Genomic DNA, 12,395 nt, shown 5'->3' on the forward strand with positions numbered 1-12,395 from the left:
GAGGTTTCGTGGATCTCAGAACGTCGGGGACTCCGGGAACCAGTGATGCGGTGCGGTGATTTAGCGCGGTCATCGCACAGCATGGAAAGCGGTAGAAAGGTCTGACATGGTTTCCGATATCTCATCGACGCAAACCGGTGATCGCGCGGAGGCCATGACGCTGACCATCGCCACCGACCGGCCCCGCATCGACGAGGTAGGGGAGGTCATCTATCGCCAGGTGAAGCGGATCGATGCCGTCCGCGGGCTGCGAATGACGCTGCTGGTCCCACGGACCGCCAATCCGAAGCCTGCGATCCTCTATGTGCCTGGCGGCGGCTTCACGACGGCCGCACACCGCAAGTTCATCGAGATGCGCCTCGCCCTCGCGCAGGCAGGGTTCGTTGTCGCCGCGGCCGAATATCGCGTCGTGCCCGATGTGTTTCCGGCACCGCTCGAGGATGGCAAGGCTGCGGTCGGCTATTTGCGAACGCACAGCAATGATTATGGCATCGATCGCGAACGCATCGGCGTGATCGGCGACAGTGCCGGGGGCTGGCTGGCGCAGATGCTGGCGATGACCGGTGATTTTGCTGGATTTGACCGGGCTGATGGGCATGACACGTCGTCCTCGGTACAAGCGGCAGTATCGCTTTATGGCATATCAGACCTGCGTAACATTGGAGCAGGATTTTCCGACGAAATAGGCGAGGTCCATGCCTCGACCGCCTCGACCGAAGCATTGCTAGTCCATGGCGTGGCGTTTGGCGATTTCCCCGGAGCAACGATCGGCAGCGATCGGGCCAAGGCCCTGGCGGCCAGCCCACTCGGCCATCTGGAGGGGACGAAGCCCCCGCTGCTGCTGATGCATGGCCGGGACGACGATCTCGTCTCACCATTGCAGAGCCAACAGATGGCAACGGCATTATGTGAACGCGGGGCGGCGGTGGATTACGTGGTGGTGGATGGGGCCGGGCATGGGGACGATCCATGGTTTCAGCCGGCGCTGATCGATCATGTCGTCACATGGTTCGTCGACAAGCTCATCACACGCTGACCTTCAAAATTCCTTTCGCGGAGGCCGAAGGCAACACGCAGGCTATTGCCAACAGCGGCTGCGGGGCGAAACGCGTGATTGAGCGCCTAAGGAGACCAAGCAGATGTCGCGTATTGATCGTCGCCAGGGTTTGTGGATGCTCGCAGGCGGCCTCGTCGCAGCGACGGCGCTCGGTGCGCGCGCAGTAGCTGGAACCGAATCATCGATCTCGACTGGCAACACGCTTGCGCTTGTGGAGAAAGGCGCGGGGCGAGTCGCCTTCTACGCGCTACCTGGCGGCACTCCTATCGGTGCTGTGGAACTTGGCACGCAGCCGCACGAGATCGTCGCAGATCGCACCGGGCGCTACGCTTTCGTCGGCCATTACGGCGTAGAGAGCTGGAAGGCACCAGGTGCCGGTGGCAGCGAGCTGTGGATCATTGATCTCGTACGGCGGACGCTTGTCAGAACGATAGACCTCGCGCCGTTCGGACGCCTGCATGCGGTGCGCGTCGATGATCGCGGCCGGCTGTACGTCTTGTCGGAAAAGGACAGCGTGCTGATCCGCTTCGACGATCCGGTCCGAGACAAGGCGCCCTCGCGACTGATCCCGGTCGGCGGTGTGCGCAGCCACTATCTGGTCGTGCGTCGCGATGGAGCGCGGGCCTATGTCGCTGATACGCTGAGCGGCGCGGTAATCATGATCGATCCCGACAACATGGAGGTTATGCCGGTGCGCAAGCGGATCGGCTCGGCGCCCGAGGGGATGGCCCTCAGCACCGACGAGCGGACGCTCTATGTGATCGACCGACCGAGCGGGACGATTCATGCACTCGATGCCGCTACGCTGAAGGAACGTGCGCGGCGGACGATGCGCGGCGAAGCGGTTCGCGTCGTGACGCAGGCGGATGGCCGGCTGATCGTTTCGAACGTTGCCGACAAAAGCTTATCGCGGCTCGATCCCGTCACGCTCTCCGAGGAGGCGCGGCTGCCACTCGGCACGGGTGCGCCCGGCCTGAACCTTGCCCGCAACACGCTCTACGTCTCGCTTGAAGATAATCATGTGGCGATCGTCGACCTGCAAGCCTGGAAGGTCACCGCGCGTTTCGCCACCGGGGCGGCACCGGACGCCGCGGTCGTTATCGGGCCGGTGGAATAAAGCACTAACTGGCAAACCTGAAGCGGACTGCGCCGAGATCGATCACGGGTGAGCGCGATCGCCCACCCGAACAGGGTCAACCAAGGCCAACACCCCTCGATCTCGCCTTCAAGCGAGAAGCTAGAGCTGTTTCCGCCCCTTCTGGATCATTGAGGAGTCACGCGGGGGCGGTTTTCCGATTCAGGTTCCGAGCCGGGTCAGGAGGCCGGCACGGATACCGCGGGTGCTGTCACAGGATCTTCGGGAGCGGGTGGCGGGCGCGATTGATGGCGGGATGTCATGCCGGTCGGGCCAGATGCGGTGAACGCTGCATGGTCAATTGGCGGTCAGGCCATTTTATATTCAGCATTTCCCGTGACATGAAAGATAAGGACGATCCTGTAGGCCACGCCATCGCGAATTGACATACGATTCGACACGGTTCTGCAAGATTTTATTCTATATATTCCGTAACCGCCACAATCATGCATCGTGGAACCCTGAGGCATAAGGCCAGGGCTGTTTGAACGTCCAGACGATCGCCTTGCCGATGATCGAGGACAAGGCGATGACATCGATGACGGCAATTTCCCATGACGCGGGAACACCTTCCACCGCGGTCGCCACCACCTCCGCGACCCGGCAAGCTGCATCGGCCTCGGAGCAAGGCACGAGCGATGACGCGGTTCAGGGCGATATGATCGGGCCAGCCGTTGTGGTGGAGCTTTCCGACGAAGCCAGAGAGGCGCAAGCGAGCAAGCCGTTTGATCTCGAAAAAGAAATAGAGATTGTCGCTAGCCATTATGCCGTCTGGGCAAAAAAACATGGCAAAAGCGAGGAAGAGCAGAGGGTTTGGGTCGAGCAGCTTAAGATCGATATACCCGCAGCACATGCTCGCGCCGCCGAAAGCAAGGCTTGGTACGACAGAATCAAGAATTTGGAAGCAACGCAACGGGGCAACATGGAGGAGGCGCTCGACCGGGCGGAGGGCGCGCCGCAGTCGCTGATCGATGCCGTGCGGACCGTGATTAGCTTCGTGTACGATGCTGGCGGAGTCGGTTCGTCAACTGGCTATGACGCCCCGGAATTCAGGCGACAGATGCGAGAACTCCATGGCGAGGAGGCGTTGGAGCGCTTCACCGCAAAGGCTAAGGCCTATGACGCGGCGGCGACGCTTCGCGCGCAACGCAGCGCAGCGGCGCTCGGTCGCTTCGGCCTGGAAGGCAGCGCCTTCACCATGGCTAACGGCCATTTGAAGATGACCGGCTTCACATTGGGCAGGATCGCCGGTGGCTATTCGATGTCGTTCGGCCCTGAAACCTCCACCTTCGCGGTGATGCGACAGGGCGAGGATATCACCGCCGCGATCTTCAACGGGACCGCGTTCCGCCCAAAATAGGCGCGTAGGTCGCCTGACCTCGCCGGTAATTCCGAACGTCAATTCCAACAGGGGGAAGAGATATGGCCAGGATCAACGGCACGAGCGGTAACGATAGTCTGTGGGGGGACCCCGATGGCCGGTCCAACGACGTCCTGAACGGCTATGGCGGTGACGATGACCCCATGGTGGGGATTGGAACGATACACTGTTCGGCGGCGACGGGAACGACCATCTCCATGGCGGCAAGGGGGTCGACCAGCTTTATGGCGGTTCCGGCGACGACACGTTCTGGGTCGAGTTCCGGGTCGACACTTATTACGACAATTACTATGGCGGATCGGGATATGACATTATCGAGGCGGACCGAAGCTCGGTTGATATCGTCGTCGGCGAGCTGAACTCGATCGAGGAAATCTACTCGCCGCTGGCCGGAGGAGTATCCACCGCGCGGATCATCGGCAATGAGGGCGCGAACACGATCGACCTGCGTCCGATCAAGGTGACGGGAATTTATGCCATCCAGGGCGCGGGTGGCGATGACGTCATCATGATGCCACGACAGCAGCGGGGGTTACATCGCTCTATGGCGACGTCGATGGTGATATGAACGCCGATTTCCGGACCGACATTTTCCGAACAATCAACTTGGTGCCTAGTAACCAATTCATGTAATTGATGCGTAATTATCCCCGATGGATCGGGATGAATTGCGGGAAGCCTGAAATAGTCGTGCTAGGGCAAAGCCAGAAGGCGTTCTCGATCAGGTGGCCGCCGCAGTACCTGTCCGTGTCGTAGCGGAGGGTGCGTTTGTGGTTTCGCCGTCCGGGAATGATGGAACTGCTCCAGCGTTACGGAGCGAACGGCGCAGTCGGTCGGCATCGGAGCCTCTGTCAGCAAGGAGGTAACCCATGCCGGCCGCCTGCACGAGCATCGCGGGCGCTGCCGTCATGTCGCCGACCTGGTGGCCGTCAGCATCAGCACATGGGGACGGCCGGCGACATCGCTGAGCGCGCGCACCTTGGCCGTCCAGCCACCGCGTGAACGGCCGATCGCTCCGGCTCATGGGGCGACAAGCACGTGATCGCAGAAACGGCTGCACAGATCGAGAGTGAACGCGATCCTGGTGCGTGGCACCGTCTGTCGGCCTGGGTGGCGGCAATAGGGCTGTGGCTGGTTCATCGGCGCCAATCGCGGCCATCCGCTGCGCTTCGCTCGGGGTCATGGCGGGACGGTGCTCTTCACCATGCCCACCTCAAGCTGACGGTCGTCCCGAGCGCCCGATCCGTCGCAGCATATGGTAACGGTGGATGGAGGCCGGCACGACGTCGGTCAGGAACAGCGCGGCGCGGGCTGTCGCCAGTTCGGGCGCACGCATGGCGGCGTGCAGCGCATCCCGCAGGGCGGCGATGACCGCAGGCGGCGTCGTGCAGGCGGTGACGAAGGGCAGGTTGGGCGCTTGGGGGGTCGTCGCCAGTTCCCGCAGGGTCAGGAGGGCGGTCGGCGCGTCGCGTGCGATCACCGCATGGGTGACGGCATCGATCGCGGCGATGTCCGCGCGGCCGCTGGCGACCGCGTCGATGCTGGTGCGGTGCGATCCAGTGGCAATCGTCGCGCCGAAGAAGCCGTCCGGCGACGCCACCTGCGCCACCGCGGCCCGCAACAGGTTCGCGCCGGTGTTCGACAGCGGCGCATTGATCGCCACCCTGCGCCCGGCGAAATCGGCGAGCGTCTTCGCGGGATCGTCGGCCCGGACGAGGATGCGGCTGTAATGACGCCCCGGCGGGCAGTCGGGCAGCGCATAATGCGGCATCGCGATCACACGCAGCGCGAGGTCCGGATCGGCGACCAGCGGATAGCCGCAGCATTGCGCAAGCAACAGGTCGGGATCGCGCCAGATCGCCTCGACCGGCCGGTCGCGGTCGAGGGCGTCCGGCGCGGCGATGCCATACCCGCTCAGATGCCGGGCGATCGCCGCCCAAAGCGCGTCGTTGGCGGCGCGCTGGCCGGGATGGTCGTACATGCCGAGCGAGGCGACGGGCCCGTTCACCGTCGCGCCTGCCGGTCGGGGTGGACCAGTACGTCGTGCGGCGTCAGCGCGAAGCGACTGACGATTTCGCCGTAGCTGCGATAGACGCGCCCCGCCTGGGCGGAGAGGCGCGCGTGGTGGCGCCGCTGATGCGCCGGCAGGCGATACCAGGCGAGGTCCGGGCGGTCGTGATGCGTGGCATGCAGATGGTTGTTGAGATACAGCAGGCCGAGCGGCCCGGCATGTTCGACCGTCGCGGCCCGGCTCGGGCCCGGCAGGTCGGCGCGATGTTCGGCGAAGGAGCGCAGCAGCGTCAGCGACAGGCCCGGATACACCACCAGCAGCATATAGCGCAGCATGCCGAAGCCCGTCCATTCGAGCCACACGACGATCGGCACGACCAGCGCGAGATGGGGCAGCCAGTCGCGGGCGACCCGGGCCGGCCGGTGCCGCAGCCGTCGCCCTTCGTCTGCGGCCAGCGCAAGCACGGCGATGGCCGGCCCGATCAGCAATCGCCCGAGCAGTGTCGCTTGGACCCGCGCCACGTCATGGCGCAGGCCGCGCCCGGTCGCGACATAGCGTGACTCCGGGTCGTCGAGCGGGTCGGTTATGTGCGGGCTGCGATGATGGGCGACATGGCTGTCGCGATACACGCCATAGGGCAGCCAGAGCGACAGCGGGACCGCGCCGATCGCCTCGTTCACCGCACGCCAGCGCGTGGGGTGCCCGTGGATCGTCTCATGCTGGAGCGAGCCGTGCCAGGCGACGAGCCAGCCGCCCGCGACGACGATCGCCGCTGTCGGCAGCGCCGCATGCCACCAGGTGAGCGCCAGCCAGCCGCCATAGATCAGCGCGGCGATCGCCACTGTCGGCCAATCGGTCGCTCCCGTGTCGCCCGGCGCCCCTTCTCGGGACGGGTGCGGCGCCGTGTCGCCGAGCTTGCATGTCATGGCGGACCTCCTCCGATGAAGATCATCCACCAATATAGTAGGAATTAAACGCTAGCAAACATCGTCGGTGGCATAGCTGGGCTTTCGGCCGCCGGCGCGGTCATGGAGACGATTGGTTTGCCGTCAATGCCTCGCCCGCCTCCTCCGTCGCGCCTTCGGTCAGGATCAGGGTGACGGCGACGTCGGCGGTGACGTTGGCCGCCGTGGCGAACATGTCGGGGATGGTATCCACGGCGAGCAACAGCGGCAGCAGTTCGATGGGCACGCCGACGGCGAGCGCGACGGGGGCATAGGCGGCGAAGAAGCTGATCTGGTTCGGCAGCCCCGCGATCACGAGATTGTTGAGCACCGCGAGCAGCGCCACCAGACCGAGCTGGCCCAAGCCGAGCTCGATGCCGTTGAGCCGCGCCAGCGCGAGCGTGGCGAGGCCGATCGCGGTGGGCGCGCTGATTCGGAACAGCGCTACGGCGAGCGGCAGCACCGTCTCCACCGGCCGCGCGGGCAGGCCGAGCGTGCGCGTCGCCTCGAGCATGGCCGGCAGCGATGCGAGCGAGGATTGCGTGCTGAAGGCGACCGATTGCGCGGGCAACACCGCGCGCAGGAAGGTCGGCAGCCGCGTGCGCGCGACGACCGCGACGAGCAGGACGAACCCCGCCAGGAGGACGATGCCGCCGACGATGCGGGCGACGACGTACCAGAGCAGGAGGGCACCCACCGCGAAGCCACTCCGCGCCGCGACGTCGAAGGCGAGCGCGAAGACTCCGAGGGGCGCGACGAGCAGCACCCAGCCGATGATGACGAGCAGGGCATCGGCGATGCCCTGACAGCCATTGGCAATCGCGGCGGCGCGCGACCGGTCGATATGACGGAGCGCGATGGCGAAGAGCAGGGCGAACAGCACGACGGGCACGATCGCGCCCTGCGCCGCCGAGGCGATCGGGTTCACCGGCACCAGGGCGCGCAGCGTCTCGCCGAGCGGCGGCAGGTCGGGCAGCTTGCCGCCCGTCCCCCGCACGGCGTCCAGGCCCGTCACCTGCCATCCGCTGAACATCGCCGAACCCAGTGCGACGCCGAATATGGCGGAGGCGGAGAGGAAGAGGACGAATGCACCGATCGCGCGGCGCGCGACCCGGCTCGATCCCCCGGCGCCCGATCCGCTGCCGAGGCCGGTCACCACCAGCGCGAACACCAGGGGGATGATCGGCATGCGCAACGTGTCGAGCCAAACCCCGCCGATCGTTTGCAAGGCGGGCAGGGCGACGTTGTCCGGTCCCGCCAGATAGCCCAGGCCCAGGCCGGCGATCAGGCCGGCCAATATCCGGCCGACGGCAGGGATCCTCATGCCGCGACGGTGGCCCGCAGGGCGGTCGTGCCCATCACCTGCGCGGCGAAACGCTCCATTTCCTCCGCCTGCGGGCTCATCTGCAACAGCAGCAGGTCGAGGCCCGCCGCCTCATATTCGGCGATCCGTTCCTTCAACTGCTCGGGCGTGCCGACCAGATTGGGACGCAGGCCCCGATTGGACACGGAATATTCCTGAAGCTTCAGTTCGCGCTCCAGCTGCGTGCCCGACAGCCACTGGTCGAAATTGGCATAGCCTGCAGGCAGGTCGGTGACCGTGGTGATCCGCTCCAGCTCGCGCTTCGCCTCCGCTTCGCTGTCGCGCACGATCGCATAGGCGGCCATGCCATATTGCATCGGAGGCCCCCCGGCGGCGCGACGACGGCCGGCCATGTCCGCGATCTTCGGCGCGATCGCGGAGACGGGATCGCCGTGCATGACATAGGCGTCGCATCGCGCCGCGATCATCGTCTTGGCGGCCTCGCTTTCGCCACCGGCATAGACCGTCGGCCGCTTGACGGGCTTGGGCGCGCAGATCGCGGCGTCGGTCGTGTAGAACTGGCCTGCGAAGCTGAACCGCTCCTGCGTCCACAGGCCGTCGACGACGCTCAGCCATTCGCCGGTGCGGGCATAGCGATCGTCATGCTGGTCGAATTGCAGCCCATATTGGCGCGCCTCGTCGGCCCACCAGCTCGACACGACGTTGAGCGACAGGCGCCCCCCGGCGATCCGGTCGATATTGGCCGCCGCCTTGGCGAACAGCGCGGGATGGTGGAAATTGGGACGTACCGCGACCATCAGCTCCAGCCGCTCGGTCACCGCGGCGAGCGCGGCGGCGGTCGACCAGGCGTCGAGCGCGGGCTGCTCGATCCCCTTGATGTCGTTGAGGTTGAGCTCCGCGATCAGCGTCAGGTCGTATCCCCAGCGCTCGGCATTCTGTGTGAGCGCCTTGGCATAGGCCCAGCTCGCGTCCATGCCCTCGTCGGGAATGTTGCGCAGCCAGCCGCCGAACACCGGCATCCAGAATCCGTAGCGCATCAGCGTGCCTCCTCGATCCAGCCGACGATCCGGTCGACCAGCCGATCGTGCGGGTCCCAACCCAGCACGTCGAGGGGCTTGGCGACGAAGTTCGACAGCGCGTTGACGTCGTAGAAGCGGGGCGTGCCGTCGCGGTCGTCGATCATCACCTCGACCCCGCCCAGGTCGAGCGAGGCGGCGCGGGCGATCCGCTCCGCCGCATCGCGCAAGGGGGCGGCCGGCGCGGTCGCGGTCATGGTGATCGCGCTGCCGGGGACCTGGCAGGCATCGGCCGGGCACAGGTCGAACGCGCCACCTCCGGCGACGTCGATGGCGTAGAGATAGGCGCGGTCGAGCGTCTCGATCCGCGTGATCGTACCGTCACGGGCGGGCACATAGTCCTGGACCAGCAGGACGCCGTCGATGCTGGTCGGCAGCGTGCCGTCGGCGACGGCGGCCCGCAGCGCGTCCATGTCGTCGAAACGGGTGATGCCCGCGCCCGCGCCGCCGATATTCGCCTTCACCACTAGCGGAAAGCCGATCGTGGCCGCCGCCGCGGGGACGTCGGCGGCGCGGTGGACGACGCGGGTCGCGGGGATGGCAAGCCCCAGCGAGGCGATCAGCGCGAGTTGACGTGCCTTCGACGTGTCGATCGCGAGCGCCGGGGTGCCGTTGAGCACGCGCGCGCCCGACAATTCCCAGCGTGCGAGCAGCGCCTGCGCCCAGAAGATCGGATGTTCCGCCTCGCGCAGGAACGCCGACATCGCCAGCCGGCTGAGGATGACGGGGGCGGGCGGGGCGGGATCGGCGGGGTCGAAGGTGGTGCGCGGGGTCCGCGCCTCATAGCCGACGCCGCGCCGGTCGAGCGCGGCGAACAGCGGCGTAAACCATTGCGGATGTTCGTAGAGAATGGCGAGATCGATGGTCATGGCGACACGCCATGCCGGACCATGGGAGCAATGCAAAACGCTGTGGCCTTGGCCGGTCCCAAGAAGGGCTTTGCACCAATGTCTTATCGGGGGGCTGCCAGGCTGACCGTGCGGAAGCCCAGATGCGAGGCGGCGAGCGTCTCGTCCTGCGCGTGGCGGGCGGCGGGGCGATAGCGGGCGCAGTAATGGGCGGCGCACAGGAACGAGCCGCCCTTGATCACGCGGGCACGGGCCTGCGGCTGTCGCGGGTCGAAGCTGGGATTGCCCGGCGTCCCGTCGCCGGTGACGAAGGCGCCGTGCCCGGGCAGATACCAGCTGCGCGTCCATTCCCAGACATTGCCGATCAGGTCGTAGGTCCCGATCGGACTGCGCGTGAAGCAGCCCGCCGGGGCAGGACCGATCCATCCGTCGGCACCGGTGTCGTGCAGGGGGAAATGCCCCTGCCAATAATTGGCGGCGTGGCGTTCCGGCGCGGCGTCGGGATCGCGGACGCCGATCCGGGCGGCGGCTTCGGATTGTTCCTCGGTCGGCAGGGCGCGGCCCGCCCAGCGCGCATAGGCGCTGGCATCGGCGAAGGTCACGTTGACCACGGGATCGTTGGCATGACCGGCGATGTCGCCGCCCGGCCCATGCGGATGGCGCCAGTCCGCCCCGCGCACGAAACGCCACCAGGTCGCCGGATCGGGTGCGAGAAACGGCTGATCGGCCGGCGGCGGCGAGAAGACGAACGCGCCCCCGCCGGGCCGTTCGGCATCCGTCCGATAGCCGGTGGCGGCGACGAAGGCGGCGAACTGGCGATTGGTCACTTCGTGCGCGTCGATGCCGAAGGCGGGGACGGTGACGGCGACGCGCGGCCGTTCTTCCGGATAGAAGGCGTCGCTGCCCATCAGGAAGCGCGTGGCGGGCACAGGGACGCTGCCATCCGCGAAGCTGCCGGCGCAGGACGGCGAGGCCATGGTGGCGGCGACCGGCGCGGCATCGGCGTGCAGGCCGCTCGCGACCAGCACCGCGATCAAGGCCATCCGGATCATGGATAGCGGCTCGGGACGGAGGGCATGATGACGCCCGTTTCTCGGCCATAGGCGTCCCAGGCGGCGATCAGCGTCTTGAGCCGAGCCGGCTCCCGCGTGGCGAGGTCGTTCGTTTCGCCCGGATCGTCGGCGATGTTGAACAATCGCCACGCATCGCCGAGGTTCACCGCCTTCCAGTCCCCCTGGCGTACCGCCCGCCGCCCGAACAATTCGCTGCCGATCGCCTCGCCGGGCGCATGTACCCGGTCGGCCGCACCGGTCAGATAGGGGCGCCAGCTCCGCCCGCGCACCGGCTGGACCGGGCGTGCGGCATAGTGCGTGCCCTGCCATGTTCCACCCGCGGCCTCGACCAGCGTCGGCACCACGTCCATCACCGTGCCATAGGTCGTGCTGACGCCGGTCCGTCGCGCGCCCGGCCAGTCGATGAAGGCGGCGACGCGGGTGCCGCCCTCGGTGGTGTACCCCTTGTACAGCCATGACGGCGCCGTTGCCGCCTGCGCCCAGCCGGGGCCGTAGCCGGCATAGGAGGTCGGCTTGCCGAGATTGTCGAAGCGATTGTCCGCCTTGGCGACGCGGGCGCGGAACTCCGGGAGTTCGGAGCGCGCAATGTCGATCCCCTCGGCGCCATTGTCGGCGGTGAACAGGATGATCGTATTGTCGTACCGGCCCGTCGCCTTGAGGTGGGCTATGACCCGGCCGACATTCTGGTCCATCCGGTCGACCATGGCGGCGTAGATCTCCATCAGTCGCGCCTGTTCCTGGCGTTCGGCCGGCGACAGGTCGGCCCAGCGGCGGCCGGGCGGCAGGACGAGATCGTGCGGGGTGACCTTCGCGGAGATGAGCCCAAGCGCCTTCAGCCTGGCGAGGCGGCGGGCGCGCAGCACCTCGAACCCCGCGTCGTAGCGACCATGGTAGCGCGCCACGTCTTCGTCGGGCGCCTGGAGCGGCCAATGCGGCGCGGTGAAGGTCAGATAGGCGAAGAAGGGCTTGGCCGGGTCGGCACGGCCAAGCTGCTCGATCAATTTCGTCGCATAGGTGTCGGAGGAGTAGAAACCCGGCGGCAGGCTGGTGAGCCGGCGCCCGTTTTCCCAATAGGTGGTGCCCGGCTTGTCGTCCCCGGCGAGGTCGAGCCCGTAATGATTGCCGCCGCCCTGCGCGAGGTCGAAGCTCTGGTCGAAGCCGTGGCGGGCGGGACTGTCCTCCGCGCGCGTGCCGAGATGCCATTTGCCCGCCATCAGCGTCGCATAGCCAAGGTCGTGCAGCCGGTCCGCCAGCGTGACGACATCGTCCGGCAGATGGCCTTCATAGCCGGGCCGGCCGATCTGATTGGGCGTCAGCATCTCCGCCATGTTGCCCAGCCCGGCGAGATGGTTGTCGGTGCCCGACAGTAGCATCGATCGTGTCGGCGAGCAGGTCGGCGCGGAATGGAAGCCGGTCAGCTTCAGCCCCCGTGCCGCGAGCGCGTCGAGATTGGGCGTCCGGATCTCGCCACCGAATGCGCCGAGGTCGGAATAGCCGAGATCGTCGGCGACGATGATGAGGATGTTCGGTTTCGCAGGGGCAGGGG

At 66.6% G+C, this 12,395-nt stretch carries 10 protein-coding genes and 1 pseudogene; 4 read left to right on the plus strand and 7 right to left on the minus strand.

Annotation, left to right across the window (positions count from 1 at the left end):
• Positions 1 to 154 precede the first annotated feature (154 nt).
• The 4 genes and pseudogenes from BRX43_RS13675 to BRX43_RS21165 all read left to right on the plus strand — a co-directional run.
• Positions 155 to 1,036, plus strand: a complete 882-nt coding sequence (locus BRX43_RS13675) for an alpha/beta hydrolase (RefSeq protein WP_241214957.1) — start codon at positions 155 to 157, stop codon at positions 1,034 to 1,036.
• A gap of 103 nt (positions 1,037 to 1,139) precedes the next feature.
• A complete protein-coding gene (locus BRX43_RS13680) occupies positions 1,140 to 2,174 on the plus strand; it encodes a PQQ-binding-like beta-propeller repeat protein (protein WP_125995655.1) in 1,035 nt (344 codons plus the stop codon).
• Between the two features lie 529 nt (positions 2,175 to 2,703).
• Positions 2,704 to 3,552, plus strand: coding sequence for a hypothetical protein (locus BRX43_RS13685; RefSeq protein WP_125995656.1), 849 nt, complete (start codon positions 2,704 to 2,706; stop codon positions 3,550 to 3,552).
• Between the two features lie 175 nt (positions 3,553 to 3,727).
• Positions 3,728 to 4,141 (plus strand): annotated as a pseudogene (locus tag BRX43_RS21165) (hypothetical protein); the annotation flags it as partial.
• A gap of 645 nt (positions 4,142 to 4,786) precedes the next feature.
• Here the strand turns inward: BRX43_RS21165 and BRX43_RS13695 are convergent.
• From BRX43_RS13695 to BRX43_RS13725, 7 genes are all read right to left on the minus strand, one after another.
• Positions 4,787 to 5,581, minus strand: coding sequence for a PhnD/SsuA/transferrin family substrate-binding protein (locus BRX43_RS13695; RefSeq protein WP_241214958.1), 795 nt, complete (start codon positions 5,579 to 5,581; stop codon positions 4,787 to 4,789).
• The gene (locus tag BRX43_RS13700) at positions 5,578 to 6,510 is read right to left on the minus strand and encodes a fatty acid desaturase (RefSeq protein WP_125995657.1); all 933 of its coding nucleotides are present in this window, start codon (positions 6,508 to 6,510) and stop codon (positions 5,578 to 5,580) included. The genes BRX43_RS13695 and BRX43_RS13700 overlap by 4 nt, the downstream gene beginning before the upstream one ends.
• 100 nt (positions 6,511 to 6,610) lie before the next feature.
• Entirely contained in the window at positions 6,611 to 7,852 is a 1,242-nt protein-coding gene (locus BRX43_RS13705) for a cation:dicarboxylase symporter family transporter (RefSeq protein WP_125995658.1), read from the minus strand.
• A complete protein-coding gene (locus BRX43_RS13710) occupies positions 7,849 to 8,889 on the minus strand; it encodes an LLM class flavin-dependent oxidoreductase (RefSeq protein WP_125995659.1) in 1,041 nt (346 codons plus the stop codon). The genes BRX43_RS13705 and BRX43_RS13710 overlap by 4 nt, the downstream gene beginning before the upstream one ends.
• A complete protein-coding gene (locus BRX43_RS13715) occupies positions 8,889 to 9,797 on the minus strand; it encodes an alpha-L-glutamate ligase (protein WP_125995660.1) in 909 nt (302 codons plus the stop codon). Before BRX43_RS13715 ends, BRX43_RS13710 begins: the two co-directional genes overlap by 1 nt.
• Positions 9,798 to 9,880: 83 nt before the next feature.
• Positions 9,881 to 10,828 carry a formylglycine-generating enzyme family protein gene (locus BRX43_RS13720; protein ID WP_125995661.1) on the minus strand — a complete coding sequence of 316 codons (948 nt, stop codon included), beginning with the start codon at positions 10,826 to 10,828 and terminating at the stop codon, positions 9,881 to 9,883.
• Positions 10,825 to 12,395, minus strand: a 1,571-nt coding sequence (locus tag BRX43_RS13725; RefSeq protein WP_277600164.1) for an arylsulfatase, incomplete at its 5' end; no start/stop codon positions are given. The genes BRX43_RS13725 and BRX43_RS13720, both read right to left, overlap by 4 nt.

Source organism: Sphingomonas sp. S-NIH.Pt15_0812 (assembly GCF_003951315.1).
Classification (GTDB): Bacteria; Pseudomonadota; Alphaproteobacteria; order Sphingomonadales; family Sphingomonadaceae; genus Sphingomonas.

What these genes read in the sequence shown, in the direction of transcription:
- BRX43_RS13675 (WP_241214957.1), top strand. Translation starts at nt 155, where the DNA reads ATGACGCTGACCATCGCCACCGACCGGCCCCGCATCGACGAGGTAGGG.
- BRX43_RS13680 (WP_125995655.1), top strand. Translation starts at nt 1,140, where the DNA reads ATGTCGCGTATTGATCGTCGCCAGGGTTTGTGGATGCTCGCAGGCGGC.
- BRX43_RS13685 (WP_125995656.1), top strand. Translation starts at nt 2,704, where the DNA reads ATGATCGAGGACAAGGCGATGACATCGATGACGGCAATTTCCCATGAC.
- BRX43_RS13700 (WP_125995657.1), bottom strand. Translation starts at nt 6,510, where the DNA reads ATGACATGCAAGCTCGGCGACACGGCGCCGCACCCGTCCCGAGAAGGG.
- BRX43_RS13705 (WP_125995658.1), bottom strand. Translation starts at nt 7,852, where the DNA reads ATGAGGATCCCTGCCGTCGGCCGGATATTGGCCGGCCTGATCGCCGGC.
- BRX43_RS13710 (WP_125995659.1), bottom strand. Translation starts at nt 8,889, where the DNA reads ATGCGCTACGGATTCTGGATGCCGGTGTTCGGCGGCTGGCTGCGCAAC.
- BRX43_RS13715 (WP_125995660.1), bottom strand. Translation starts at nt 9,797, where the DNA reads ATGACCATCGATCTCGCCATTCTCTACGAACATCCGCAATGGTTTACG.
- BRX43_RS13720 (WP_125995661.1), bottom strand. Translation starts at nt 10,828, where the DNA reads ATGATCCGGATGGCCTTGATCGCGGTGCTGGTCGCGAGCGGCCTGCAC.